A 25,761-nucleotide genomic window follows, 5' to 3' on the forward strand; every position below is an offset into this window, starting at 1 on the left:
GTGGGCCGGGGCGCCGGCGGCACCCACCCACCGACTGGCTCAAAGTGCGCGCGCACAGCCCTAATGCACTGCACGGACACTTTGAGCCAGTCGGAACGCAACCGGCCGTTGTCAGTTCCAGTGGCCCCGGCGCAGTTCGAGGACGGCCGTGTGGTCGTCCTCGCCGAGGTGGCTCTGGGCTTCCAGCCCCCGCTCGGCAGCGAGGCCGGTGGCCTCGGCAGCCTGATCCTGCCCGAGTTCGATGAGCAGCACTCCGTAAGGGGCCAGCCAGTCGAGTGACTCCGTGATGAGCCGGCGCACGAGGTCGAGTCCGTCGTGTCCGCCGAATAGAGCGGTGCGCGGCTCGAAGTCGAGGGCCTCATGGGGCAGAAAATCGGCCGCAGTTTCAGGAACGTAGGGCGGGACGGCCACGATCACCGAAATCGACTGGTGCAGTGAGTCGGGCAGTCCGTGCAGGCAGTCGAGGAGATGGCCCGTCACGGTGGTGCCGGACTCAAGTGCCGGCACTGATTCGCCTGCCCGGCCGAACTCCCCCGTGTGAACACAGCTTTCGGCATTCCCCACCGCACAACCCACAGCCTCCGCCTGCGCATCACCGAGGTGAATATCGACCCCCGGCACCGACGCGGCCACCGCCGAGGCGACCGGACCGACACCGCAGAACGCTTCGAGCACAACAGGTCGCATTGCCGCGACGCCGGCTTCTGCTTCTGCCCCGTTCACTCGTGAGTTGGTCTCCGGCCTGTTCCCTCGTGAGTCCACCATCCGCTGAACCGCGGACACCGCGTCCGTCGCGAGCAGAGCGGTCCGCTGCCGCGGCACGAACACTCCGGGCTCAACGTTCAATCGCAAGCCCGCAAAATCGACCCAACCGACGATCTGCTCGAGGGGTTCGCCGACAACGCGACGAGCCACCAGCTCACCGAGTCTCGGCGCAGCATGAGCGCCAGCAGACCCGTCGACAGCAGACCCGTCGACAGCAGACCCGTCGACAGCGGGCCCGTCGACCGTGGGCGAGTCGACAGCAGACGCGGTCGCTGCCTCGAGGAGGATCGCCGCTTCGTCTTCGGCGAAGACACAGCCGGCCGCGCGCAGGGCAGCCACCGTCTCAGCCGAACGCAGATCAGCAGACCGCGGGTCCGCAGGCCGCGGGTCCGCAGAGGCCGGATCGTCGACACCATCATCGGTGTCGAAGCCCCCAGACGTCCGGGGCTCAGGAAGCAGAGAGGACCTCGGTGCGGTACCAGTCGAGGCTCGAACTCGCCTCAAGATCACCGTCGTCGGTGAGCACCAGCGTGCGCTGCGGGTCGAGCGGCACCACGGCGGCGAATTCGACGCGGGAGTCGCGCATCGCCTGGTCGAGGTTCGCGGTTTCAGACCCGATCGTGACTCCGACGCCTTCGAAGCGCGACCGGGTGACCCGTACGGAGGCACGCCCCGGTTCGATCGGTGTGTCTTCGATGGCGTGGAGAACCACCAGGTCTGAAGCAGAGTCAGACGCAGCCCCTGCCCGCAGATCCACGACGAGCCCGATCCGGGCGGCGGCAAGAACACCGAGCGCCCGCGCCAGCGGCGGGACATCCTCGGCGAAGGTGAGCCGGGCTCCGGATTCGGGAACGACACCCATGGCGCGCAGCACTCCGGCGAGCTTCGAACTGCGGTCGAGCACCTCGGCGCGGTCGAGCTCGACCGGAACGGACAGGGCCTTGATCAGGCGGGGATCGGTGACTTCACGACCGTCGACGAGCGGTTTCTCCGGTGCCGGACCGGTCAGCACGACGTCCTCGGCCCGGCCCATGGCGATCGGGAAGTCGAGGAGTTCGTACACCGGGTTGAGCGTGCCGGGATCGGTCGCGGTCGGAACCGCGAAGTAGTGGAAATCAGTCAACGGAGGCCATCACTTCGACGACGCGGTCGATGAACGCATCGACCTGGTCCTCGTTGTACGCCTTCTTGCCTTTCGCGGTCTTGAACAGCACGCGGCGGACCTGGTCGACGCTCATCGCCACGCCCTGCGTGAAGTACGAATTGACCTTGTCGCACATGTCGTCGACCTGGGTGATGTCGTAGCCGATGACTCCGGGAGGCGGGTTGTCGAAGCGCTCCCCGGGCTCACGGACCAGGCGTCCCCGCAGGGACGCGGCCACACGGGTGAGTTCGGAGACCCAGGCGTCCTGACCGGACTGCGCGATGAGGCGGTCGCGGGCCTGCTTGGCGAATGCGTCTTCGAGACGATCGAGCGCGGCATCGACGACGGCGACGTGATAGCCCTTGCGGACGAGGTCGAAGCCGACCGTGCGCACCGCCCGGGAGTCGAGGTCGCCGGGCTGCGGCGTCGGCCGTTCGAAGGACTCACGTGCACGTTTGAAGAAGCTGTCGACCTGCTTGGGGTCGTATCCGTTCTTCCATCCGGACATTCGAGGGAAAGTCGTGTCCGCCATGTCTCCTCCAGAAGCGAGTGGCTGTGGTGTTTCCACCATGATAGATGGAAGCCGCAGAAATTGCGTGGCCGCGGTCGGCGGGTGCCGATCCGAGCATCGATCAGTCGGCTGCGGCGAGCTGTCCGCAGGCGCCGTCGATATCGGAGCCGCGGGTATCGCGGATCGTCGTCGGAATGCCCTGATCGATGAGGCGGTGGACGAATTCGTCGGCGACGTCCGGTTCGGAGGCCGTCCACACCGACCCCGGGGTCGGGTTGAGCGGGATCGGGTTGACGTGGACCCAGCCGCGTCCGCGGGCGTTGAGTTTCTTCGCCAGCAGTTCGGCACGCCAGGCGTGATCGTTCATGTCCTTGATGAGCGCGTATTCGATGCTCACCCGCCGTCCGGTCACCTGGTAGTAGTTATAGGCAGCGTCGATGGCCTCGTCGGCCTTCCACCGTGTGTTGACCGGGATCATCTCATCGCGCAGCTCGTCATCGGGGGCGTGCAGGCTGAGTGCGAAGGTGACGGGGATGTCCTCGGCGGCGAGTTTGTTGATGCCGGGCACGAGCCCGACCGTGGAGATCGTGATCCGCCTGGCCGACATGCCCAGCCCTTCGGGGCTCGGTCCGACGAACCGGCGCACCGCGTTCATCACGCGCTTGTAATTGGCCAGGGGTTCGCCCATGCCCATGAAGACGATGTTCGAGACCCGTTCGGGTCCGTTCGCCGAGGCGGCCGTCGCCTCCGGGTCGAACGCGGACTCCCCCGCCGCATCGTCATCGTCGGCTTCCGCACCGAGCGCGGTCTCGCCGGCACCGGGCATATCCGACGTCGGAGCCTCGGAGAGTTCGCCGGCGGCGATGACCTGGTTGGCCCGGACGACCTGTTCGACGATCTCGGCCGTGGACATGTTCCTGGTCAGGCCCTGCTGGCCGGTGGCGCAGAACGGGCAGTTCATTCCGCAGCCGCACTGGCTGGACACACACAGGGTGACACGGTTGCGATAGCGCATGAGCACGGATTCGACGAGGGCCCCGTCGAAGAGGCGCCACAGGAATTTGATGGTGTCGCCGTTCTCGGTGCGCAGGCGGCGCACCTCGGTGAGCAGGTGCGGGAAGAACCGTTCCTGGATCTCTGCCCGCTTGTCCTTGGGCAGGTCCGTCATCGCCTCGGTGTCGGTGACGTAGTGGCTGAAGTAATGGGTGGAGATCTGCTTGGCCCGGAAGGCGGGCAGTCCCATCTCTGTGACCGCGGCGATGCGTTCGTCCATCGTCATATCGGCCAGATGCTGAGGCGGCTGCTTGACCCGTGCGGACTTGAAGTTGAGAAGGGGACGGCCATCGCGCATCGGGGTCTTCGATGTCGTGCCGTCGGCATGTTCGACGACGGGCCTGGTCTGCCTTCTGCCTGCTTGAGAACTCACACGGCCATTGTCTCATGTTCGGCGCGCGCCTGTCGTGTGCGAGCCGCCACGTCGGGCGGGCCCGAACCCAGCGGGTCAGAGGACGCCTGCACGATCTGCGCCGCGGGCCGGTCAGAGGTAGCCCGGCAGCACCGAGAAGAGGACGAGCGCGACGGGGGCGGTCGGCAGGATCGAGTCGAGTCGGTCCATCACACCGCCGTGGCCGGGCAGCAGGGTGCCCATGTCCTTGAGTTCGAGGTCGCGCTTGATCATCGATTCGCTGAAGTCGCCGAGGGTGGCGAAAGCGGGAATCACCGCGCCGATGACGAGCCCGGTCCAGAACGGGGCGCCGACGACCGTGATCGCCAGGACCGTTGCGACCGCTGCGGCGAAGACGGTGGAGCCGAGGTAGCCCTCCCAGGACTTCTTCGGAGAGATCCGCGGTGCGATGGGGTGCTTGCCCCACAGCACGCCGAAGACGTAGCCGCCGGTGTCGGAGGCGACGACGGCGGCGAGGAAGATGATGACGTAGAAGTTGCCGTCCGGCTGGGTGAGGATGTAGACGATGAAGCACGCCATGAGGCCGACGTAGGTGAGAGCGAAGAGGGAGAGCGAGACGTCTTTGACTGCGTTCTTCCGACGCTCGACCATCGTGAAGAGCATGACTGCTCCGGCGCTGGCGGCGAAGGTGACCCAGAGTGCTTCACGGCCGCCGATGAAGGTGGCCACGACCATGCAGGCGGCCGACACCATAGTCGGCACACGGGAGACCAGGGAGCCGGACCGTGACAGCGCGTTCGCCAGCTCCCACATGGCGGCGACGATGCCGACGAGGACGATGAAGAGGAAGGAGATCGGCAGGAAGATCAGGGACGCGAGCACTACGCCGCCGATGAGCAGTCCCATGCCGATCGCGGCCGGCAGGTTCCGTCCGGCCCGTCCGTAGTCCTTCGGTTCCGGATCGGCGTCGGCGGCAGCCGCCTCGGCGGTGGGGTTCGACTCCGGATCGTCGGGCGAATACGGCTTGTCCGAATTGCGCAGGTCTCGACGTTTGGGGAAAGGGGTCTCAACCCGCGCGGCCTCGCCCGACTGATCCGGCTCCCCGAGGGGAGCCGGATCAGTCGCGGGGCTGTCGGACCCAGTCACGGCGATCATCAGACCTCGAGCAGCTCAGCTTCCTTCTGCGCAAGCAGCTTGTCGACGTTGTCGACCTTGCTCTTCGTCAGATCGTCGAGCTCGGAGATGCTGCGAGTGACCTCGTCCTCACCGGCCTCGCCGTCCTTCTTGATGCGTTCGAGCGTCTCCTTGGCGTGACGGCGGATGTTGCGGATGGAGACCTTGCCGTCTTCGGCCTTGCCCTTGACGATCTTGACGTACTCCTTACGGCGTTCCTCGGTGAGGTCCGGGAGGACGACGCGGATGACGTTGCCGTCGTTGGCAGGGTTCGCGCCGATGTCGGAGTTGCGCAGAGCGGTCTCGATATCGGTCAGCGTGCCCTTGTCGTAGGGGGTCACGAGGATCGTGCGAGCCTCGGGCGTCTGGAACGAGGCGAGCTGCTGCAGCGGCGTCGGAGCACCGTAGTAGTCGATCTCGATATCGGCGAACAGTGCGGGATTGGCGCGTCCGGTGCGGATCGACGCGAAGTCCTCCTGCGTGAATTCGACGGCCTTGTCCATCTTCTCTCTGGCTTCGGCCAGTGTCTCTTCAATCACGGTTGCCTCTTTCCATCTCTTAAAGCTTTGGGTTCATTCTATGGGTCATCACTGAAAAATGCCGCACCGAAACATCACAGGAATGTTCTCACCTGCGTGGATGCCAGGCGGCCGGCCGCCACGATGGCGACGGTTCCACGCTGTGAGGACCCGCCTGCGTTCGGTGTCGGGCCACCTCGGCGGAGATGTCCGCCTCGGTGGTCCGTGTCTCAGTGGACGACCGTGCCGATCTTCTCACCGATGATGGCCTTGCGCAGGTTGCCGTCGCCTTCCATCCCGAAGACGTGCATCGGCAGCTTGTTGTCCATGCACAGGCTGAAGGCGGTCGCATCGACGACCTTGAGACCGCGCTGCAGGGCGTCCTGGTAGCTGATCTCGGCGATCTTCTCGGCGTTCGGGTCGACCTTGGGGTCGGCGGTGTAGACGCCGTCGACACCGTTCTTGGCGATGAGGACCTCATCAGCGTGCACCTCGAGTGCGCGCTGGGCGGCGACGGTGTCGGTGGAGAAGTACGGGAGTCCGGCGCCGGCGCCGAAGATGACGACGCGGTTCTTCTCCATGTGCCGCATGGCGCGGCGGGGAATATAGGATTCGGCGACCTGCGACATCGGGATCGCGGTCTGCACGCGGGTGTCGACACCCGCCTGTTCGAGGAAGTCCTGCAGGGCCAGACAGTTCATCACGGTGCCGAGCATGCCCATGTAGTCGGCGCGGGTGCGGTCCATGCCGCGCTGGGAGAGTTCGGCTCCGCGGAAGAAGTTGCCGCCGCCGACGACGATGCTGACCTCGACATCCTCGGTGGTGGGAGCGACCTCGCGGGCGACTGCGGCCACGACGTCGGGATCGACGCCGATCTTGCCGCCGCCGAAGACCTCGCCGGAGAGCTTGAGCAGAACACGGCGGCGATGAGTGCGCACCGCGCGGCTGGCGTAGCTGGATTCGTGAACAGGGGTGCTTGTCATAAAGTCCTTCTTCCGTGCGGGCAGGTCTGTACCCGGTGGGATCGTCACTGTGTTCGGGCCTCGGTGTTCGGGTGCCTGTGATCGGGCGTCTGGGTCAGTCTAGCGAAAAACGGGGTCGGACCGATTGGTCCGACCCCGCTTCGCCGGTGAGTTCTCACTCACTCGGTGAACCTGGGAAGCAGAGATCAGTCTGCTTCACGGTCAGTGGTGCATCAGGCTCCGACGCGGAAGCGCAGGAAGCCGGTGGCCTTGACGCCCGCAGCCTCGAGCACCTTGGCCACGGACTGCTTGGGATCCTTGGCGAATCCCTGGTCGAGCAGGCAGTTCTCCTTGAAGAAGCCGTTGACGCGACCCTCGATGATCTTCGGCAGAGCCTGTTCGGGCTTGCCTTCGTTCTTCGCGGTGTCTTCGGCGATGCGACGTTCGTTCTCGACGAGATCGGAGGGAACGTCTTCGCGGGAGAAGTACTTCGGGGCCATGGCGGCGATGTGCACGGCAACATCGTGTGCCACGGTCTCGTCGTCACCCTCGAATGCCAGCAGCACGCCGACCTGCGGGGGCAGGTCCTTGTTGGTGCGGTGCAGGTAGGAGGCGACCTTGGAGCCTTCGACGCGGCCCACGCGACGCAGTTCGACCTTCTCGCCCAGCGAGGCACCGGATTCGGTGATGAACTGGGAGACGGGCTTGCCGTCGGTCTCGGCGGCGAGCAGCGCTTCGGCCGAATCGGCCTTGTTCGCCACGGCCAGTTCGAGGACCTCTTCGGAGAGCTTGACGAACGGTTCGGACTTCGCCACGAAGTCGGTCTCCGAGTTGAGCTCGATCATGGTGCCGACTCCGCCTTCGACGGAGGTCGCGACCAGACCGTCGGAGGTCGAGCGGCCTTCGCGCTTGGTGGCGCCCTTGAGGCCCTTGATGCGCAGGGCCTCCATGGCCTTCGTCTGGTCGCCGTCGGCCTCGTCGAGAGCCTTCTTGACGTCCATCATTCCGGCGCCGGTCTTCTCGCGCAGTGCCTTGATATCAGCGGCAGTGTAGTTTGCCATTCTTTCTCCTCAGGATGGTGGAGTTAAACGAAATCAGGACTCGGTCGACTCGGTGGAGTCGGCGGCTTCAGCGGCAGGAGCAGCTTCAGCGTTCTCGGCTTCAGCGGCAGGAGCGGCTTCAGCGGCGTCGGCAGCCGGAGCGGCAGCCTCGGCGGGCTCCTCTTCGGTCTTGCCTTCGAGGAGCTCGCGCTCCCATTCGGGCATGGGCTCGACGGCGGAGACGTTCTTCTCTCCGCTGGCGTCGTCCGAGGAGTGGCGGGCGATGAGGCCCTCGGCCACGGCGTCGGCGACCACGCGGGTCAGCAGCGAGACCGAGCGAATGGCGTCGTCGTTGCCCGGGATCGGGTAGTTGACGTCGTCCGGGTCGCAGTTGGTGTCGAGGATGCCGATGACCGGGATGCCCAGCTTCTTGGCTTCGTCGACCGCGAGGTGTTCCTTCTTGGTGTCGACGATCCAGACGGCCGACGGGGTGCGCTGCATGTCGCGGATGCCGCCGAGGGTCTTCTCGAGCTTGTCCTTCTCGCGACGCAGGATGAGCAGTTCCTTCTTGGTGTGCGAGGAACCTGCAACGTCGTCGAAGTCGATCTCTTCGAGTTCCTTCAGCCGGCGCAGACGCATCGAGATGGTCTGGAAGTTCGTGAGCATACCGCCGAGCCAACGCTGGTTGACGTAGGGCTGGCCCACGCGCTGAGCCTGCTCAGCGATGGATTCCTGGGCCTGCTTCTTGGTGCCGACGAAGAGGATCGAGCCGCCGTGGGCCACGGTCTCCTTGACGAATTCGAAGGCGTTGTCGATGTAGCCCAGCGACTTCTGCAGGTCGATGATGTAGATGCCGTTGCGTTCGGTGAAGATGAAGCGCTTCATCTTCGGGTTCCAACGACGGGTCTGGTGTCCAAAGTGAACGCCGCTGTCGAGCAGCTGGCGGATGGTGACGACGGCCATGCCGACGCCCTCCTTTCTGTGCACCCTCGGGGTGCTTTTACGTCACGCGCGCGTCGATCGTGCTCACAGCGAACCCCTAATGGTCCGCGTCGATTCGATCGACGGGATGCGTCGATGACATTTTCGGTTGATTCCTGGTACCCGGTTCGTCCGCCCCACAGGCACACCTGACGGCTGCCTGCACCACGGGAAGGAGAAGAATTCGGATACGCGTAGTCAGAAGACACGCTTCTGCTGGACTTAGTCTATCCCGGTTGGGCAAGTCATTTCCAATCACGGTCGATCCCCCGCCGAGGCGGCCCACCGATGCGGATCAACGCATCGACTCGTGCGTCGGCAGCTGTGGATCGTTCGGTGGAGTGGGAGCCGCGGCGACCGGTCCCGTCGGTCGTGGGGACCTGAATCGCCGTCGATTCGGTGCACTCGACCATCGCTTCCTGTGGACTGGCGTGCGACTCGAACGTCGGCGCCTTGTGGAGGGAGGCGGATCGTCCACAGGGGTGATACTCGCGGATGACACGACCTTGCGCGACGGGTTTGCATGCTCCCATGACTCACTTCGCGCTCGACCGCCTCCGCCTGCTGTTCCGCCTTCGAGCGAGACGCTCAAGCCTGGGCTCACCGCAGTCACTGCTTCTTGCCGCGATCATCGCAACGGCACTTGTGCTCACGGGCACTCCCCCGACGGCGAGCGCCGCGGCCCCTACGTCGACAATGCAGCAGGGCGGTATGCCGAGGAGTGCTCCGACGAATTGGGTCACACCGGTGCCGGCGATGGAGATCATCGAAGCATTCGATCCTCCGGACAAGCCGTGGCTGACCGGCCATCGCGGAATCGACGTGCTCGCAGTCGTTGGCGAACTGCTGCGGGCACCGACGGGAGGGACGATCCGCTTTGCCGGCACGGTGGCGGGGACTGCGACCGTCAGCATTCTCACCGAGTCCGGTCATGTGCTCACGTTCCAGCCGGCCGCGACGTCGTTGGAGAAGGGTCAGGGATTTGCCGCCGGCGAGAAGATCGGCACGGTGGGCAACGGTGGCCACTGTCGGCGTTCGTGCCTGCACATCGGAGCATGGCCGGCCGCGAGCGATAAGAGGTACGTCGATCCGGGCAAGTTCTTCGGTCAGGAGAAGTCTGCGCTGCTGCCTCTGTCGCGGAAGCCTGCGAAAGAACCGAGAGGAGGCGGGGATTCGACCGCCTCCGGTGCCGGAGCGTGGGGCGGTCACCGCAATGGGCGGATTCCCGCCTCGGCGATGTGTGCGTTGGAGTCGGCTCCCGGGCAGATGCTGCGCTGCGATGCTCAAGCGGCCTTCGATCGGCTCTCGACAGCGTTCGAGGCTCGGTTCGGTGCCCCGATCTCGGTCACCGACGCCTACCGGGACTACGCCACGCAGGTGATCCTCAAACGGCGGAAAGGGCGGATGGCGGCGACACCGGGAACGTCGAATCATGGGTGGGCGCTGGCGGTCGACCTCGGCAGCGGGATCAATTCCTTCGGCACCGCGCAACATCAGTGGATGCGGGCGAATGCGCCGAGGTTCGGGTGGATCCATCCCGGTTGGGCGCGGCAGACGGGGTCGCTGCCCGAGCCGTGGCATTGGGAATTCCGGAAGTAGAGCGCCTCGGTCAGGCCGACGCTTCCGCCATGGCTCTGCCGGCCAAGTGCGTCACGGTGGGTCTCAGGCTCGCGGGTGAGCGCGCCGGTAGGTGTCCTGCAGCCGCTGCATGGACACCTGGGTGTAGATCTGCGTGCTGCTCATCGTGGAGTGGCCGAGCAGCTCTTGGATCTGTCGCAGGTCGGCCCCGCGATCGAGCATATGCGTGGCCGCCGAATGCCGCAGACCGTGCGGTCCGATGTCGGGAGCACTGGGGTCGTCGGAGCCGTAGCGGTGAACGAGTTCGCGCACCTGCCGCGCACCGATGCGCCCTCCACGGACGCCGAGGAACAGTGCGTCGCCGCTGTGGGGACCGGCGAACAGGTCGCGGGTGGCGAGCCAGTCGTCGAGGGCTCTGCGTGCCGGGGCGCCGAATGGGACGCGACGTTCTTTGTCGCCTTTGCCGAGCACGGTGATCATCGATGCGCGGTCGTCGATGTCGCTGTGGTCGAGTCCGGTCAGTTCGGAGACGCGGATCGCGGTGGCGTAGAGCATTTCGAGGATCGCGGCATCGCGAATGCGTTTGGCCGCGTCGAGCGGGTCGCCCTGTGCCGTGTCGCCCTGTGCCGTGTCGCCCGTCGTGGGGCCCGTCGTGTCGCCCGTCGTGGCGCCGCCAGCCGCCGAATCGCTCGCGTCGGTGTCTCCGGTTCGCGGGCCTTCGGCAGCGGAGATGAGGTCGGCGGCCTGCTGCGGTTTGAGCACTGTGGGCAGCCGGGAGTCCTTCTTCGGAGTCCGCAGACGTGCCGCCGGGTTGTTCGACAGCCCCAGGTTGCTCACGCCGTAGGCGAAGAAGGAGCGAACAGCGGCAATCTTGCGAGCCACCGTCGATTTCGCTGCGCCGGCATCGTCGAGGGTGATGAGCCAGGAACGCAGATCATCGAGTTCGACTGAGGCGAGATCGATGCGTGCGCCGGACGTCGTCGACGGGTGTCCTCCCTCGGTCCCGCGTCGGAGCTTCGTCGAGTGCACGGCGTGGTCGAGGAAATCGGAGACGTCGGCGACGTAGGCGCGAGCGGTGTGCTCGGAGACGTCACGAGACCGCAGGTGGTCGGCATAGCCTGTCACCACCTCGGCGACGGTCGAAGATGTGCTCACGTCCCCAGGATACGTGGACGGTCGGGCTCAGCCGCGGGACGTGCGCAGTTTCACCCATCCGGTGTCGCGGCGTTCGGCCATTCCGGCCAGGTCGAGAGTAGTCAGCGAATTGAGCGCATCTGCGATCGTCAGTCCTGCCCGAGAGGCGATGGTCCCGACGTCGAGCGGCTTCGATACGGTCAGCGCATTCAGGCAGATCTTCTCCCGCTCATCAAGCGCTTCACGGGGGTCGGGAGGCGGCGGACGTTCTCCGTTCTCTGCGGCGGCGCCCGCCGCGGTCGCGTCGAAGAGCGCCGGAGTCTCGTCGTCCATGAGTGCGATGACATCGTCGCTGCAGGTGACGAGTTCTGCTTCGTGCTCGCGCACGAGCTTGTGGGCCCCGGTCGACGACGCCGAGTACACGGACCCGGGGAAGGCCGCGACCTGCCTGGAGAGTTCGAGGGCATGCCGCGCGGTGTTGAGTGCTCCGCTGCGCCAACCGGCTTCGACGATGACGCTGACCTGCGCCGAGGCGGCGATGAGTCGGTTGCGCAGCAGGAACCGGTGGCGCATCGGCGTCATTCCCGGTGCCGTCTCGGACACGATGGCGCCGGTGGAGAGGATCTGTTCGAACAGGTCGGCGTTCGCCGCCGGATAGAAGCGATCGACTCCCCCTGCCATGAATGCCACCGTCGGCGCTTCCCTGGCGATGGCGGCTCGGTGGGCGGCTGCGTCGATGCCGAATGCGCCTCCGGACACGACGGTGATTCCGCGAGCCGCCAGGTCCCATGCAAGGTCAGAGGCGCATTTGGTTCCGTAGCTGCTGGCCGCTCTGGCCCCGACGACGGCGACGGCTCGAGCCAGGACGGTGCTGAGGGAGGCAGCTCCCCGCACCCACAGACCCAAGGGTGCTGCGGGACCGAGGTCGTCGAGCATTCGGGGCCACTCGTCATCATCGGGAATGACCAGTCGGCCGCCGATTCTCGCAATCTTGTCCAGATCATCCCCTCTCGTCTCGACGTCCCCGGCTCGCACCGCCCACCGGTCGATGGCCTCGGGCATCTGCCCGTGTTCGGCCGCCTCGGTGCCGGTGACTGTCAGACCGTGGACGGCTTCGTGAGCGGTGGTCTCACCGCGGCCGACGGCCATGATGATCCCTTGGGCGGCGACCGGACCGATTCCGTCGACGAGCCGTTTGAGCAGACCGTCGCCGGGCTCACCGATGCGCAGCAGTGAGGCGATGGCTGCGCGGACGTCCTCATCAGTGTTCATGGTCATGACTCCTGCGTCCTCAGGGCGAGCGCCGTTCTCATCGTGTCGGGGTCGGGACCGGGTTTCCCGGCCAGATCAGCCAGAGTGGTGGCGACACGCAGCACCCTGTCATAGCCGCGCATGGTGATCCGGCCCGTGTCGAGCGCCCGGTCGAGATCGGACAGGTCTGCCGGTGTGAGTGCGAAGTGGTCGCGCAGCCAGGCTCCGGGCGCTTCGGCGTTGAGCCTCCAGTCGCAGTCGGCGAAGCGTTCGGCCTGCCGGTTCCGCGCGTCGAGTACGCGGGCCGCCACTGTGGCGCTCGTCTCCTGGTCCCCGCCGAGGCGGAGGTCGGCCGGGGAGACGGGAAAGAGTTCGAGCTGCAGGTCGACCCGGTCGAGCAGCGGCCCCGACAGCCGATTGCGATAGCGGCGTTTGTCCAGAGGGGTGCATCGACAGTCTGCACCGACCCCGGCCATCCCCACCCCGCAGGGGCAGGGGTTCGCAGCCATGATGAGTTGGAACGAGGCCGGAAGCACCATCGATCCCCACGCACGGTGGATGTGGACGCGACGGGATTCCATCGGCTGCCGCAGGGCTTCGAGGACGTCGCGGGAGAATTCGGGAGCTTCGTCCATGAACAGCACCCCGCGGTGGGCGCGGCTCAGCACTCCGACAGTTCCGGGTCGGCGTCCGCCGATGAGCGCCGAGGCGGTGCTGCGGTGGTGGGGTGCTTCGAACGGGGGCCGGTGGTCGAGTCCGTCGCTGCCGTCGAGTTCCCCGCGCAGCGAGCGGACGGCGGCGACCTCGACGGCTTCATCGTCGTTCAGCGGCGGCAGGATTCCGGGCAGGCACTGGGCGAGCAGGGTCTTGCCCGCTCCAGGTGTGCCGCGCATGAGCAGGTTGTGGCCGCCCGCGGCGGCGACCTCGAGGCCGAATCGCCCTTCGGCCTGTCCTTGGACTTCGCAGAGATCGTGGAGTTCCGGGGCCACGGGGACGGGTCGGTCCATGTCGAGGACCGCCGGCAGTGCAGGTACGGCCATCGATCCGCCATAGGCATTGACCACCTCGGCCAGAGAGGCGACCGGGAGGACTCTGGCGCGTCCGATGAGCCGTGCCTCGTCGGCAGTGCCGATGGGGACGACGAACCGGTCGAAACCGGCCTGCAGCGCTGTGTGCAGGGACGGGAGCACTCCGGTGACGGGACGGATTCTGCCGTCGAGCCCGATCTCACCGCAGTGGATGACGCCGCCGGTGTCCTCGGTGGTGATCAGGGACAGTGCTCTGAGCACGGCGACGGCGATGCCGAGGTCGAATCCGGTGCCGATCTTCGGCACTGTTCCAGGGGTGAGATTGATTGTCAGGTGTTCTGTGGCGACGGGTTCTCCGAGGTAGGCCAGGGCTGCCCGAAGTCGCTTGCGCGATTCGCTCACCGAGGCATCCGGCAGTCCGACTATGTCGATTCCGGGCAGTCCCGCGCTGACGCTGGCTTCGATCGACACGATCTTCCCGGTCAGCCCCCACAGTGCCACGGCGGAGGCCCGTCCGATGGTGTGCGCCGAGGAGGCGGGTTCGACATCGTCGGCCCCGGCCTGTTCGTCCGGCTCGCGCGGTTCGTCCGGCTCGGCCTGCTCGAACGGCGGTTCCTCCTGTCCCGGGACCCCCTCGCTCATGAGTCGACCTGGATGTTCGGGCAGTGGAAGTACTGGACGCGCGGTTCCATGATGATTCCGAGCGCATCGATGCGCGTGGCCGGAAAGTATTCGTCCTGCCCGCTCAGCCAGATCCCGGCCAGTGTGCGGATGCGGGCGAGTTTGGTTCGGGTCACGGCTTCCAGCGGTGATCCCAGCAGTGCGGTGCGCCGTGTCTTGACCTCGACGAAGACCGCGGTGTCACCGTCGCGGGCGATGATGTCGAGCTCTCCTCGTGCGCACCGGAAGTTGCGTTCGAGAACGACCAGACCAGCGTCCTCCAAGAACGCGACCGCGAGGTCCTCTCCCCTGCTGCCGAGCGCCTGCTTACGCAGGCCCTTCACGGTCCGCGTGCTCTTCGACGCTCGTGTCCGACCGGGTGTTCGTATCCGTCCCATGTCGGTCAGATGACCACGACGCCGTGGCTGTGCGGAAGAGCAGAAAATGGGCCTGTGGACGGCGCCCGACCGTCCACAGGCCCACGACGGTCAAGTCAGAGCGGCGTCCACAGCGATCGGTGCGCGAGTGGTTGAGCTGGGGCTCCGCCGATGATGCGAGGAAGCCGCCTCAGCCGCGGATCGCCGTGGGCGGTTCGAGATCGGACTTCGCGATCTCTTCGATGTTGACGTCCTTGAACGTCAGCACGTGCACGGTCTTGATGAACCGCGCCGATCGGTAGCTGTCCCACACCCAGGCGTCGCGCAGGGTGAGTTCGAAGTACACGTCGCCGGCGTCGTTGTGGGCCTTGAGGTCGACATGGTTGGCGAGGTAGAACCGACGCTCGGTCTCGACGACATAGGCGAAGAGACCGACGACGTCCCGGTATTCCTTGTACAGCGCAAGTTCGAGTTGCGCTTCGTAGTCGTCAAGATCATCGGCACTCATGACAGGCCCTCCTTCGCTCTTGAGTCCGCGCTCAGGCGGAAGCTTCTCCGGTGGTGGATGCTGGGGCCGAGTTCGGCGATGCCCTGTCGGTGCTTCACCGTCCCGTATCCCACGTTCGATTCCCAACCATAGTGCGGATGAGCCTCGGCGAGGGCGATCATCGTCTCGTCGCGTGCCACTTTCGCCACGATGCTTGCCGCCGCAATCGCCGGAACCGAGCCGTCGCCCTTGATCACGGTGCGCACCGGCGGCAGTTCGAGGTCGGCACAGTCTCCGAATATCCCCAGGCAATCGAGGGTGAGTGGGGCCGAGAGCCAATCGTGGCGCCCGTCGAGGAGCACCATCGTACGGTCAGGGAATTCGCCCACCGAGGCGGCTCTGCCATCGACATCGACACCGCCCGAACCGTTCTGTTCGGAACCGATCGAACAATGACCCTCGGAACGCGGGTCCGCCCAATCGCTGAGCATCGACATCATGGCGCGGCGTCCGGCGAGGTTGAGAGCCATCGTCATCCCCACCTCGTCGAGTTCGGCAGGAGTCGTCGACCCCACCGCCGCGGCGGTCGCCCACGATCGCACTCGCTCGGTGGCCTCCTGCCTCGACTGCGCGCTCAGCTGCTTCGAGTCATGGATGCCGGCGGGTACCTCGGCGGCGGTGAGGGCGCGCAGATCGAACAGGGCGACACCGACACCGACGGGCCCGGCCAAAGCGCCGCGGCCCACCTCGTCTACGCCGATGACGAAATCGAATCCCTCGCTGAGCAGTCCGCGTTCGACGCTGAGGTCGGTCAGTCCAAGTGCGGCCATCAGTTCCCGGTGATTCCCTCGGCGGTGTCCGGCACGTCCGCGAAGACCTCGTCGGGGGTCGAGACCCAGCTGAAGTGTTTGAACGGCCAGTTGATGAGGAACACGGTGCCGACCACGTCGTCTTCGGCCACATAGGGGTCGGTGTCCATGTGGTAGCGGGAATCGGCGGAGTTGCTGCGGTTGTCGCCCATCACCCAGTAGTGGCCCTCGGGCACGGTGACTTCGAATTCGACCTCCGAGGGGGCGGTGCCCTCATCGAGGTAGGTTTCGTCGATCGGTTCGCCGTTGACCAGCAGGCGACCTTCGGCGTCGCAGCACTTGATCGTGTCACCGCCGACGCCGATGACGCGTTTGATCAGCTGATTGCCCGAGTCCGCGGGGGCCAATCCGATGAATTCGAGGACCGGGTTGGGCGTGTATTCGGCGGTCTCGGCCGCCGAGAGCCAATGATCGGGGTCGTCGAAGACGATGATGTCGCCGCGGTCGGCGGGTCCGAAGCGGTGAGCCAGCTGGTTGACGAGGACCCGGTCATCGACCTGGAGGGTGGTCATCATCGATTCGGACGGGATGTAGAACGCGCGGACGACCCACGTCTTCAGCGCCGTCGAGATGAGCAGGGCGATGACGATGATCGCCAGGGTCTCCAGCAGCCCGCGCGCGAACCGTTTCGAGGCGGGTGGCGGGGAAGCTTCGGATTCGCTTGTCATTCGTTCGCTTTCACATCGGACCAGGACTGCGGCTGTTCGGATCAGCACTGCGGCTGTGGACTGAACCGAGCGTATCAGCACGACCGGAGCCTCACGCTCAGCCGCAGTGCAGTTGAGTGCGAACGCTCAGGCAGTCCCTGAGCGTGTCCGGCTGCCGTCGAATTCCCTCACCGAGGCGGGCTCCCGACCTCGCGTGTGACAGGTCGGGACGGGAGTATGAGCACCGCGTGTCAGCTCCCGCGGGTTCGAAGATCATACGCACCGATCGAAATCACCGCATTTGCACTTTGGACCCGCCCTCACCGAGGCGGCGCTCAGTCGATCGAGGAGCCGTGTCCGATCACGGGGCCGATGACCCGATCGGTGGGGATGAATCCCCCACCGGGCCGTCCCAGCAGCGACCGGGAGTCGGCGGATTCATTGCGGTTGTCGCCCATCACCCACATGGTGCCGTCGGGGACTTCGATGGAGAATTCCACCGCCGAGGCGGGGGTGGGGGCATAGTCTTCGCGCAGAGGTTTGCCGTTGAGCAGCAGACGCCCCTTCGCGTCGCAGCATTCGAGGCTGTCACCGCCGACGGCGATGACGCGTTTGACGTAGTAGACGTCCCGGGGGCCGAGTCCGACCCACGAGCCGATCTTCTGCAGAGGTGTGGGCAGCGCATCGTCGACGAACGATCCGCGACCGTCGAAGACGACGATGTCTCCGCGTTGGAGGTCACCCCGCAGGGCATCCGGACGCCACACCGTGATCGAGTCGTCGACCTTGAGCGTCGGCTCCATCGAGGCACTCGGAATGGTGAAGCGCTGGATGACGAACCCGCGGATCGATCCGCCGAGGACGATGATGACGACGGCGATCGCAGCAATCGTCTTCCAGAACCGTGCCGAAGACAGAAGACGCGACCCGAAGGTCGCGTCTTCATGTCTGTTCGGCACCGTGTGATCATCTCCCACAGTGCCGGGCAAATCAGGCCTTTTCGCGGATGCGAGCAGCCTTGCCGCGCAGTTCGCGCAGGTAGTACAGCTTCGCACGGCGCACTGCGCCGCGGGTGAGGACCTCGATCTTGTCGACGTTGGGCGAGTGCACCGGGAAGGTACGCTCCACACCGACGCCGAAGCTGATCTTACGAACGGTGAAGGTCTCGCGAACGCCGTCGCCCTGGCGACGGATGACGATTCCCTTGAAGACCTGGATACGCGAGCGCGAACCTTCGATCACCTTGACGTGAACGTTGAGGGTGTCGCCCGGGCGGAATTCGGGAACGTCAGACTTCAGCGAGGCTGCATCTACAACATCGAGCTTCTGCATTGTGGTTTCTCCTGTGGCCCCTGCTTCAGGTCGAGGACACGCATATCGGACCGGTGAACCGGTAGCTGGATCGTCTGTCGGGATCTCTCCCCGTCGACCCGCCGAAACGACGCGGCGGGCCACCGTGGGCACTCATCCCCCTGAAGCAGGTGAGTGCCAACAAACGCGACGCTCTATTCTGTCACGGTTGAGCGCTCAGACTCAAACCGCTGAAGCGCCGCAAGGTCGTCCTTGCTCAGGTCATCGAGTCTCTCGAGCAGATCCGGTCTGACTTCTGCGGTGCGTTCGAGACGTCGGTCACGTCGCCACCGGGCGATCGCGGCATGGTTGCCGCTGAGCAGGATCTCGGGCACGTCACGTCCGCGCCAGTTCGCCGGCTTCGTGTAGATCGGGTATTCGAGCAGTCCGTCTTCATGGCTCTCCTCGGTCAGCGACTCGGGGTTGCCGATGACGCCGGGGATGAGGCGGCTGACGGCTTCGATCATCACCATCGAAGCGACTTCGCCGCCGTTGAGCACATAGTCGCCGATGCTCATGGGCAGCAGATCGAAGTGCTCCCCAGCCCAATCGATGACGCGCTGGTCGATGCCTTCGTAGCGTCCGCAGGCGAAGACGAGGTGGTCGCGGGCGGCGAGATCCTCGGCGATGCGCTGATCGAACACCTGACCGGCAGGGCTGGGCACGATGAGCGTCGGCTTGCCGCCGGCTGGAGGACCCGCAGTCTGAGCACTTTCCGGGCCTTCGCCCTCCGCAGCGCTGCCGCGACCTGCCAGGATGTGCTCGAGAGCCAGGGCCCAGGGTTCGGCCTTCATGACCATTCCCGCTCCGCCGCCGTAGGGCGAGTCATCGACGGTGTTGTGCCGGTCGAAGGTGAAGTCCCGCAGGTCGTGGACGTCCAGGCTCAGCTGGCCGCGGTCGACGGCCTTGCCGATGAGCGAGAGCTGCAGACCGGCGAGGTATTCGGGGAAGATCGAGACGACGTCGATCGACATCTGAGGTCGGACCGCTTCGGCGGGGGCCGCACCCTGGGTCACAGGGTCCGGTCCGACCGCCTCGGCGGGGGTGTCGTCGTCGGTCATCGGGGACAGTTCGCTCATTCGGCGTCGAAGAGGCCGGCGGGCGGGGTGACGCTGATGCGGCCGGAGTCGATGTCGACGTCGGGCACGATCTCGGTGACGAAGGGGATGAGCACAACGTGTCCGTCCGCGTGCTTCATATGGAGCAGATCCTGGGCGGTGCCGTTGGTGACGTCGACGATCTCGCCGACGAGGGCGTCGTTCTCATAGACCTTGAGCCCGACGAGGTCATCGAGGTACCAGGCATCGGCTTCGTCCTCGACGTCGTCCGCCTCGGCGAGGATGAGGGTGTTGCGGATCTCCTCGGCACGATTGCGATCGGGGACCTCGTCGAAGGCCAAGAGCAGGCGGTCGCGGTGCCACCTCGCCGACTTCAGCGTCAGCACTCCGATATCGGGATCGGTGGCGAAGGTCTCACCGGGGTTGAGCCGTTCCTCGGGTCGGTCGGTGCGCACCTCGACGGTGAATTCGCCTTTGATTCCGTGCGGCTTGCCCAGCCGGGCGATCACCGTGTCCATACTGCTCCTCGAAGTGTGCTGTCACTGTCTGTCCGGCCGATCATGCGCCTGGATGACTTCTCTTGCGGTCGGCCGGCGGACCGCCGTGTTCTGGCACCAGTGTAGTCGGCGACCGGCGGATGAATGCACGAGAGGGGATGCAGCGCATCGGCACTGCATCCCCTCTCGGATGTCGGAATTACGCCTCGATGAGGTCCACTCGCACCGACTCACGGCCGGCCAGCGAGTTCATCACGGTGCGCAGGGCCTTGGCGGTCCTGCCTGCACGGCCGATGACCCGGCCGAGGTCTTCGGGGTGAACCCGGACCTCGAGGGTCGTACCGCGCTGCGACGAACGCGAACGAACGGAGACGTCGTCGGGATGATCGACGATTCCGCGGACCAGATGCTCGAGCGAATCAGGCAACATCTCAGGCTTCAGCGCTTTCTTCAGCGGCCTCAGCTGTTTCCTCGGCCGGAGCCTCGGCAGCGTCAGCGGACTTGCCGCCCTTTTGCGTGATGGCTTCCTTGATCACCGATTCGGCGTTGGGGGCCACGTAGGCTTCCTTCTCCGGCTGCGGTTTGACGGTGTTGACCGCTTCACCCTCGCCCTTGAACTTCTGCCAGTCACCGGTGAGCTTGAGCAGAGCCTTGACCTGGTCGCTCGGCTGTGCGCCGACCGACAGCCAGTACTGTGCGCGCTCGGAATCGATCTCGATGACCGAAGGCTCACGGGTCGGGTGGTAGATGCCGATCTGCTCGATGGCCTTACCGTCACGACGAGTCTTCGAATCAGCGACGACGACGCGGTAGAAGGGTGCACGGATCTTGCCCATGCGGGTCAGACGAATTTTGACTGCCACTTTAGTGGTGTCTCCTTTTGTGTTCTGTGTGCACAGCTGTACCAGAAGAATCGTGGGGTTGATCTGCTGGAAGCCGCGGCTCGGACTATCACTTCGGCGCGGATGAGAGGGCCCGGACCGAGAGCAAAAGTACAAGAGTCAATTGTGCCAGAAGCCTCTACTTCTTGCCACCTGGGAAGATTCCCCCGAAACCCTTGGGCAGGTTCGCCGGGTCGAATTCCTCATCGGCGCCGAGGTCGACTCCGCCGAAGGCCGAACCGACCGGGTCCTGGGTCTTGCCCGCCTTCTTATCGGCCAGCGCCTGCGCCTCCTGCGCACGCTTGGCCGGGTTGCCCGACTGACCGCCCTTGCGGCCCTTCTTCTTCCCCGCGGGTTTCTTCTTCTTTCCACCCGCGGCACCAGGCATTCCGCTCATTCCGGGCATCTGCGGCATACCGCCGCCACCGGGCATTCCGGGCATTCCGCCGCCCCCACGAGTCATCGACCGCATCATCTTCTGCGCCTGAGTGAAGCGCTCCATGAGCTGGTTGACCGCGGTGACCGTGGTGCCGGCGCCCTTGGCGATGCGGGCACGACGGGAGCCGTTGAGGATCTTCGGGTTGGAGCGCTCCTGCGGTGTCATCGATCTCACAATCGCTTCGACCCGGTCGACCTCACGCTCGTCGAAGTTCGCCAGCTGATCCTTGTACTGGCTCATGCCGGGCATCATGCCCAGCATCTTCTTCATCGAGCCCATCTTCTTCAGGCCCGCCATCTGCGTGAGGAAGTCGTTGAGGTCGAAGTCCTCGCCGGATTCGACCTTCTTCTTGAGCTTCTCGGTCTCTCTTTCGTCGAAATTCTTCTCGGCCTGCTCGATGAGCGTCATGATGTCGCCCATGTCGAGGATCCGGTCGGCCATCCGGTCCGGATGGAACTGTTCGAAGTCCTTCATCGATTCGCCGGTCGAGGCGAACATGATCGGCTTCCCGGTCACCTCGGCGACGGACAGCGCGGCACCACCGCGGGAGTCACCGTCGAGCTTCGAGAGCACGACGCCGGTGAAGTCGACGCCGTCGAGGAACGCCTCGGCGGTCTTCACCGCGTCCTGACCGATCATCGCGTCGATGACGAAGAGGACCTCGTCGGGGTTGACCGCGCTGCGGATGTCCGCGGCCTGGGCCATGAGCTCCTCGTCGATGCCGAGGCGGCCGGCCGTATCGACGATGACGACGTCGTGGAGTTTGGACTTCGCGACCTCGATCGAGTCGGTGGCGACCTGGATCGGATCGCCCACGCCGTTGCCCGGCTCCGGGGCATAGACCACGGCACCGGCACGTTCGCCGACGATCTGGAGCTGGTTGACGGCGTTGGGCCGCTGCAGGTCGGCGGCGACGAGCATGGGACGGTGGCCCTCGGACTTCAGCCAGTGGGCGAGCTTGCCGGCCAGGGTGGTCTTACCGGCACCCTGGAGGCCGGCGAGCATGATGACCGTCGGCGGACGCTTGGCGAAGTTGAGGCGACGGGTCTGCCCGCCGAGGATGCCGACGAGTTCGTCGTTGACGATCTTGACGACCTGTTGGCCGGGGTTGAGCGCGGCCGAGACCTCCTCGGACAGGGCGCGTTCGCGGATCCGGCCGGTGAAGGCACGCACGACAGGCAGGGCGACGTCGGCGTCGAGCAGGGCACGTCTGATCTCACGGATGGTGGCATCGACGTCGGCTTCGGACAGCCGGCCCTTCCCGCGCAGATTCTTGAAAGTCGCGGTGAGCCTGTCGGACAGAGAGTTAAACACGTACAAGCCTTCTTCACGATGGTTTGGTCGACTCTCTAGACTAGCAAGTCACCCGGGTCCGGCTGAAACCGCGGCCGCTGACAATTCCCCGAACCGGCCCCGCTTGCGGCCATTCCTCACCGTTCCCGCTGAATCGCCCCATTGCATCGGGGTGTTGTGGTGCCAACGGTGACAGATGCCGCAGCACCTGTATGAGGTGCCACTACCGGTGACAGATGCCGACCCCGAGCCGGCCCTGCCGTCCGCGGGTGTGTGGACGGCCGAATGCCTCGGCTCAGGCGGTCTGCTTCCACCTGTGCCGAGGCATTCGCTGAGCACGACTTCGCACTCTCCCCCGCCGAGGCGGCCGGCGAGACCGACCGGCCCCCTGACGGGCGTCTGGGGTGTTCAGCGGAACGAATAGGCCTGTTCGGCATGTTCGAAGGCGTCGATTCCCTCGAGTTCCTCGCGGGGGTCGATCCGCAGACCCATCGTCGATCGCAGGACCAGCGAGATGGCCAGGGTGACGACTCCGGCGAAGACGACCGCGACAAGGCAGGCGAGCACCTGTGCGATGAGGAGTTCGAGACCGCCGCCGTAGAAGAGGCCGGCCGGCCCGTCCTCGTGTGGGAAGGCGAAGAAGCCGATCATCACGGTGCCGATGACTCCGGCGACGAGGTGGACGGCCACGACGTCGAGTGCATCGTCGTAGCGCAGACGGTTCTTCGCTTCGACGGCGAAGATCGCTCCCGCGCCGGCGGCGACGCCGATGAGGACGGCCGCGTAGGGGTCGACATTCGCACATGCCGGGGTGATCGCGACGAGTCCGGCGATGGCACCGGAGACGCTGCCGATGCTCGAGGGCCGCGAGGCCCGCATCCGTTCGATCATGATCCAGGTGATCATGCCGGCGGCCGGTGCGGCCAGCGTGTTGATCCAGATCAGGCCGCCCTGTTCGATCGTCGAGGCGGCACCGCCGTTGAAGCCGAACCAGCCGAACCACAGCAGGGCGGCTCCGAGCACGGTGATCGGGATGTTGTGCGGCTTGTGCGGGGTCGAGAACCGGGCCCGGCGGCCCATCACCACGACCAGGACCAGCGCCGAGATGCCGGCGTTGATGTGCACGACCGTGCCTCCGGCGAAGTCGATGGCGGGGCCGAACAGGCTGCCGATGGCACCGGATTCGGTGAGCAGTCCGTCGCCCCAGACCATGAAGGCCAGCGGGCAGTACACGAGGGTCACCCAGGCGGCGGAGAAGACCAGCCAGGTCGAGAATTTCGCGCGGTCGGCGACGGCTCCGGCGATGAGGGCGATGGCGATCATCGCGAAGGTCGAACCGTAGCCGATCGAGATGAGCGATTCGGGCTCATTGGCCACGGCATCGGCCAGTCCCAGTTGGGACAGCGGATCGCCGACGATCCCGGCGATGGAGCCCCCGGAGCTGAGCCCGTATCCGAAGAGGACCCAGACGAGGCCGCCGACGGCCATCGCGGAGAAGACCATCATCATCATGTTGATGGCGGAGGTGATTCGCGTCATTCCTCCGTAGAAGAAGGCCACACCGGGGGTCATGAGCAGAACCAGACCCGCGGCGACCATCATCCATACATTCACTGCATCGAGTTCCATGTCGTCTCTTATCTGTCTATGCCGGTTCCGGGTCGAACCGGGCAGACACAGTCTCCATGACGGATGTCACAGAGGTGAGTCGTTCATGTTTCCGATATGTGACAAGCCGGGTCTCACCCAGCAGATACAAGGGCGAGACCCGGCCGAGAAATGACGACGGAATCAGTCGAGCAACGCGTCGACGAATCCTTCGGCGGTGAATGGTGCGAGGTCGTCGGCGCCTTCGCCGAGGCCGATGAGCTTGACCGGCACGCCGAGCTCACGCTGGACGGCGACGACGATTCCGCCCTTCGCGGTGCCGTCGAGCTTGGTGAGCACGATTCCGGTGATGTCGACCGCCTCGGCGAAGACCTTCGCCTGCTGCATGCCGTTCTGCCCGGTGGTCGCGTCGAGGACGAGGAGCACTTCGTCGATCTCGTGGCCCTCCCCCAGCGGGCGGGTGGCCACTCTCTTGACCTTGCCGAGCTCATCCATGAGTCCGCGTTTGTTCTGCAGACGCCCGGCGGTGTCGATGAGGACTACGTCGGTGCCGTCGGCCTGCCCCTTCTCGACGGCTGAGTACGCCACCGAGGCGGGGTCGGCCCCTTCGTCCCTGCGGACGGTTTCGACGCCGACGCGTTCGCCCCATGTGGCCAGCTGTTCGGCTGCGGCGGCACGGAAGGTGTCCGCGGCTCCGAGCAGCACGGACTTGTCCTCGGCGACGAGCACGCGGGCGATCTTGCCCACCGTCGTCGTCTTCCCCGCGCCGTTGACGCCGACGACGAGGATGACGGAGGGGTCGTCGCCCTTGCCGGTGTCGGCCAGCGACCGGTCCATCGTCGGGTCGACGAGTGTGATGAGCTCTTCGCGCAGCAGTCCGCGAACCTCTTCGGGGTCCCTGGTGCCGAGCACCTTGACGCGCTCGCGCAGGCGGTCGACGAGTTCGGTCGTCGGTTCGACGCCGACGTCGGCGAGGATGAGCGTGTCCTCGATCTCCTCCCAGGCGGACTCATCGAGGTTGTCGCGTGAGAGGAGGTTGAGCAGCCCGCGGCCGAGACCGGAGTTCGACTTCGCCAGGCGCTCGCGCAGTCGGACGAGGCGGCTGGCAGGTTCGGTGGGAACCTCGGATCCGCGCGTTTCGGCTCTGTCCTTCTCGACCGCCTCGGCGACGTCATCGATGCTCAGCTCACCGGTGACCTCCGCATCGATGCCGCGCCGCTCATCCAGCCCTTTCTTCCGGGCGTTGACGCGCAGCGAGATGCCCAGCGCGACGACGAGAGCGAACACGATCGCCGCGACGATGAGCAAGATGATCGGCTGATCCATGGTTCTTCCGTCCTCCTTTGAGCGCCGCCGTCAAGTCCGCCGGCACTCGAGTTCCCGGATTCTTCCGGTGGTGTCTGTGTGTTGTTGAGCGCGCCGGAATCAGTCGGCGCGGTCTCCGTTGTCGTCGGCCTCGACCGCTCGAGACCGTGGGTGCGAAGGTCAGGACCCGCGGCTGCCGAAGAGCAGCCCGGCGGTGGTCTTCCACCCGGTTCCCGATTCGGGGATCTTCCAATGGCGGGTACGCGGGCGCACCGTGATGAGTGAGGGTGCGGCATGGCGTCGGGGTTGGGGGCGCAGCACATAGGAGTGGTCGCGGATCGCGGTCACCGCCGCCTGCTCCCTCGTCGCCAGGTGCGAGGTGCCGTCGTCGTGGCCGAAGAACTCGTGGACTTCGTCGTCGTAGCCGGTCCACTCGGGCGGCAGGCGGAAACGCTGCACGTCGGAGGAGTACCGCAGGCGTCCTTCGGCGCGCAGGCCGGGCAGAGCCACGAGGAGGACGACGACGAGTGCCAGAGCGAAGGAGATCGCCAGTCCGACGATGACGACAAGTACCGAATTCATGCCCTCGAGCCACCTCGCAGCACAGCAGCCTCGGCCATGGACGTCTCGCTCCTCACGTTCTTCGATTACCTGTGTCTCGGCCCAAGTCTATAGTCCCCGGCGACGACAATTGTGCTCGCCCGCCGGAGCGCTGTTGCAAAATTCGCTGGGACTGTCCTGGACGTCACCGTCAAACGGCCTTGTGTCCTCACGGCGGGCCCGTCACCTCGGGCGCGGCG

The 25,761-nt window shown here is 65.7% G+C and carries 27 protein-coding genes; 1 reads left to right on the forward strand and 26 read right to left on the reverse strand.

The genetic code is table 11. The annotated features are described in order from the left end of the window. Positions 1-111: 111 nt before the first annotated feature. From QYM46_RS11890 to rpsB, 9 genes are all read right to left on the reverse strand, one after another. On the reverse strand, positions 112-1,104 hold the full coding sequence (locus QYM46_RS11890; protein WP_432789093.1) for a N5-glutamine methyltransferase family protein: 993 nt from the start codon (positions 1,102-1,104) through the stop codon (positions 112-114). Positions 1,105-1,213: 109 nt separating this feature from the next. Further along, positions 1,214-1,888, reverse strand: a complete 675-nt coding sequence (locus tag QYM46_RS11895) for a hypothetical protein (protein ID WP_432789094.1) — start codon at positions 1,886-1,888, stop codon at positions 1,214-1,216. After that, complete coding sequence (locus QYM46_RS11900; RefSeq protein ID WP_025777300.1) at positions 1,881-2,441, reverse strand: DivIVA domain-containing protein; 561 nt, start codon at positions 2,439-2,441, stop codon at positions 1,881-1,883. Before QYM46_RS11900 ends, QYM46_RS11895 begins: the two co-directional genes overlap by 8 nt. Positions 2,442-2,541: 100 nt before the next feature. Continuing rightward, positions 2,542-3,846 carry a 23S rRNA (adenine(2503)-C(2))-methyltransferase RlmN gene (rlmN, locus tag QYM46_RS11905; protein ID WP_432789095.1) on the reverse strand — a complete coding sequence of 435 codons (1,305 nt, stop codon included), beginning with the start codon at positions 3,844-3,846 and terminating at the stop codon, positions 2,542-2,544. A 111-nt stretch (positions 3,847-3,957) separates the two neighbouring features. Beyond that, complete coding sequence (locus QYM46_RS11910; RefSeq protein WP_169252671.1) at positions 3,958-4,980, reverse strand: phosphatidate cytidylyltransferase; 1,023 nt, start codon at positions 4,978-4,980, stop codon at positions 3,958-3,960. After that, positions 4,980-5,537 carry a ribosome recycling factor gene (gene frr / locus QYM46_RS11915; protein WP_169252672.1) on the reverse strand — a complete coding sequence of 186 codons (558 nt, stop codon included), beginning with the start codon at positions 5,535-5,537 and terminating at the stop codon, positions 4,980-4,982. The genes QYM46_RS11910 and frr overlap by 1 nt, the downstream gene beginning before the upstream one ends. 209 nt (positions 5,538-5,746) lie before the next feature. Then, positions 5,747-6,499 (reverse strand): UMP kinase, encoded by a 753-nt coding sequence (gene pyrH, locus QYM46_RS11920; RefSeq protein WP_248278918.1) that lies wholly within the window; start codon positions 6,497-6,499, stop codon positions 5,747-5,749. Positions 6,500-6,711: 212 nt separating this feature from the next. Further along, positions 6,712-7,539, reverse strand: coding sequence for a translation elongation factor Ts (tsf, locus tag QYM46_RS11925; protein WP_169252673.1), 828 nt, complete (start codon positions 7,537-7,539; stop codon positions 6,712-6,714). Positions 7,540-7,572: 33 nt separating this feature from the next. Next, complete coding sequence (gene rpsB, locus QYM46_RS11930) at positions 7,573-8,481, reverse strand: 30S ribosomal protein S2 (protein WP_169252674.1); 909 nt, start codon at positions 8,479-8,481, stop codon at positions 7,573-7,575. Positions 8,482-9,030: 549 nt separating this feature from the next. Between rpsB and QYM46_RS11935 the strand changes: the two genes are divergently transcribed. After that, entirely contained in the window at positions 9,031-10,098 is a 1,068-nt protein-coding gene (locus tag QYM46_RS11935; protein WP_432789096.1) for a D-alanyl-D-alanine carboxypeptidase family protein, read from the forward strand. A gap of 63 nt (positions 10,099-10,161) precedes the next feature. Here QYM46_RS11935 and QYM46_RS11940 read toward each other — a convergent pair whose 3' ends face one another. From QYM46_RS11940 to QYM46_RS12020, 17 genes are all read right to left on the reverse strand, one after another. After that, a complete protein-coding gene (locus QYM46_RS11940) occupies positions 10,162-11,232 on the reverse strand; it encodes a tyrosine recombinase XerC (protein ID WP_432789097.1) in 1,071 nt (356 codons plus the stop codon). Positions 11,233-11,259: 27 nt separating this feature from the next. Next, positions 11,260-12,489, reverse strand: a complete 1,230-nt coding sequence (gene dprA, locus QYM46_RS11945) for a DNA-processing protein DprA (protein ID WP_248278920.1) — start codon at positions 12,487-12,489, stop codon at positions 11,260-11,262. Next, on the reverse strand, positions 12,486-14,132 hold the full coding sequence (locus tag QYM46_RS11950) for a YifB family Mg chelatase-like AAA ATPase (protein ID WP_432789098.1): 1,647 nt from the start codon (positions 14,130-14,132) through the stop codon (positions 12,486-12,488). Before QYM46_RS11950 ends, dprA begins: the two co-directional genes overlap by 4 nt. Then, positions 14,129-14,548, reverse strand: coding sequence for a YraN family protein (locus QYM46_RS11955; protein WP_432789099.1), 420 nt, complete (start codon positions 14,546-14,548; stop codon positions 14,129-14,131). The genes QYM46_RS11950 and QYM46_RS11955 overlap by 4 nt, the downstream gene beginning before the upstream one ends. A gap of 169 nt (positions 14,549-14,717) precedes the next feature. Then, positions 14,718-15,035 carry a DUF2469 domain-containing protein gene (locus QYM46_RS11960; protein WP_025777313.1) on the reverse strand — a complete coding sequence of 106 codons (318 nt, stop codon included), beginning with the start codon at positions 15,033-15,035 and terminating at the stop codon, positions 14,718-14,720. Next, positions 15,032-15,844 carry a ribonuclease HII gene (locus QYM46_RS11965; RefSeq protein ID WP_432789100.1) on the reverse strand — a complete coding sequence of 271 codons (813 nt, stop codon included), beginning with the start codon at positions 15,842-15,844 and terminating at the stop codon, positions 15,032-15,034. The genes QYM46_RS11960 and QYM46_RS11965 overlap by 4 nt, the downstream gene beginning before the upstream one ends. After that, positions 15,844-16,551: a signal peptidase I gene (lepB, locus tag QYM46_RS11970; RefSeq protein WP_432789101.1), complete on the reverse strand. Its 708-nt coding sequence runs from the start codon at positions 16,549-16,551 to the stop codon at positions 15,844-15,846. Before lepB (QYM46_RS11970) ends, QYM46_RS11965 begins: the two co-directional genes overlap by 1 nt. A 314-nt stretch (positions 16,552-16,865) precedes the next feature. Then, positions 16,866-17,489 (reverse strand): signal peptidase I, encoded by a 624-nt coding sequence (gene lepB / locus QYM46_RS11975; RefSeq protein WP_169252680.1) that lies wholly within the window; start codon positions 17,487-17,489, stop codon positions 16,866-16,868. Between the two features lie 31 nt (positions 17,490-17,520). Further along, positions 17,521-17,862: a 50S ribosomal protein L19 gene (gene rplS, locus QYM46_RS11980; protein ID WP_025777317.1), complete on the reverse strand. Its 342-nt coding sequence runs from the start codon at positions 17,860-17,862 to the stop codon at positions 17,521-17,523. A 173-nt stretch (positions 17,863-18,035) separates the two neighbouring features. Continuing rightward, positions 18,036-18,854, reverse strand: a complete 819-nt coding sequence (gene trmD, locus QYM46_RS11985; RefSeq protein ID WP_169253903.1) for a tRNA (guanosine(37)-N1)-methyltransferase TrmD — start codon at positions 18,852-18,854, stop codon at positions 18,036-18,038. Positions 18,855-18,955: 101 nt separating this feature from the next. After that, positions 18,956-19,456, reverse strand: coding sequence for a ribosome maturation factor RimM (rimM, locus tag QYM46_RS11990; protein WP_432789102.1), 501 nt, complete (start codon positions 19,454-19,456; stop codon positions 18,956-18,958). Positions 19,457-19,634: 178 nt separating this feature from the next. Next, positions 19,635-19,865, reverse strand: coding sequence for an RNA-binding protein (locus QYM46_RS11995; protein ID WP_039210974.1), 231 nt, complete (start codon positions 19,863-19,865; stop codon positions 19,635-19,637). Position 19,866: 1 nt separating this feature from the next. Then, entirely contained in the window at positions 19,867-20,298 is a 432-nt protein-coding gene (gene rpsP / locus QYM46_RS12000) for a 30S ribosomal protein S16 (RefSeq protein ID WP_432789103.1), read from the reverse strand. A 157-nt stretch (positions 20,299-20,455) separates the two neighbouring features. After that, a complete protein-coding gene (ffh, locus tag QYM46_RS12005; RefSeq protein WP_432789104.1) occupies positions 20,456-22,069 on the reverse strand; it encodes a signal recognition particle protein in 1,614 nt (537 codons plus the stop codon). 387 nt (positions 22,070-22,456) lie between these two features. After that, the gene (locus QYM46_RS12010; protein ID WP_432789105.1) at positions 22,457-23,677 is read right to left on the reverse strand and encodes an ammonium transporter; all 1,221 of its coding nucleotides are present in this window, start codon (positions 23,675-23,677) and stop codon (positions 22,457-22,459) included. Positions 23,678-23,839: 162 nt separating this feature from the next. Continuing rightward, a complete protein-coding gene (ftsY, locus tag QYM46_RS12015) occupies positions 23,840-24,982 on the reverse strand; it encodes a signal recognition particle-docking protein FtsY (RefSeq protein WP_169252685.1) in 1,143 nt (380 codons plus the stop codon). A gap of 159 nt (positions 24,983-25,141) precedes the next feature. Further along, positions 25,142-25,543, reverse strand: coding sequence for a hypothetical protein (locus QYM46_RS12020; protein ID WP_025777325.1), 402 nt, complete (start codon positions 25,541-25,543; stop codon positions 25,142-25,144). Positions 25,544-25,761: the final 218 nt, after the last annotated feature.

Source organism: Brevibacterium sp. K11IcPPYGO002 (genome assembly GCF_050920635.1).
Taxonomy (GTDB): Bacteria; Actinomycetota; Actinomycetes; order Actinomycetales; family Brevibacteriaceae; genus Brevibacterium.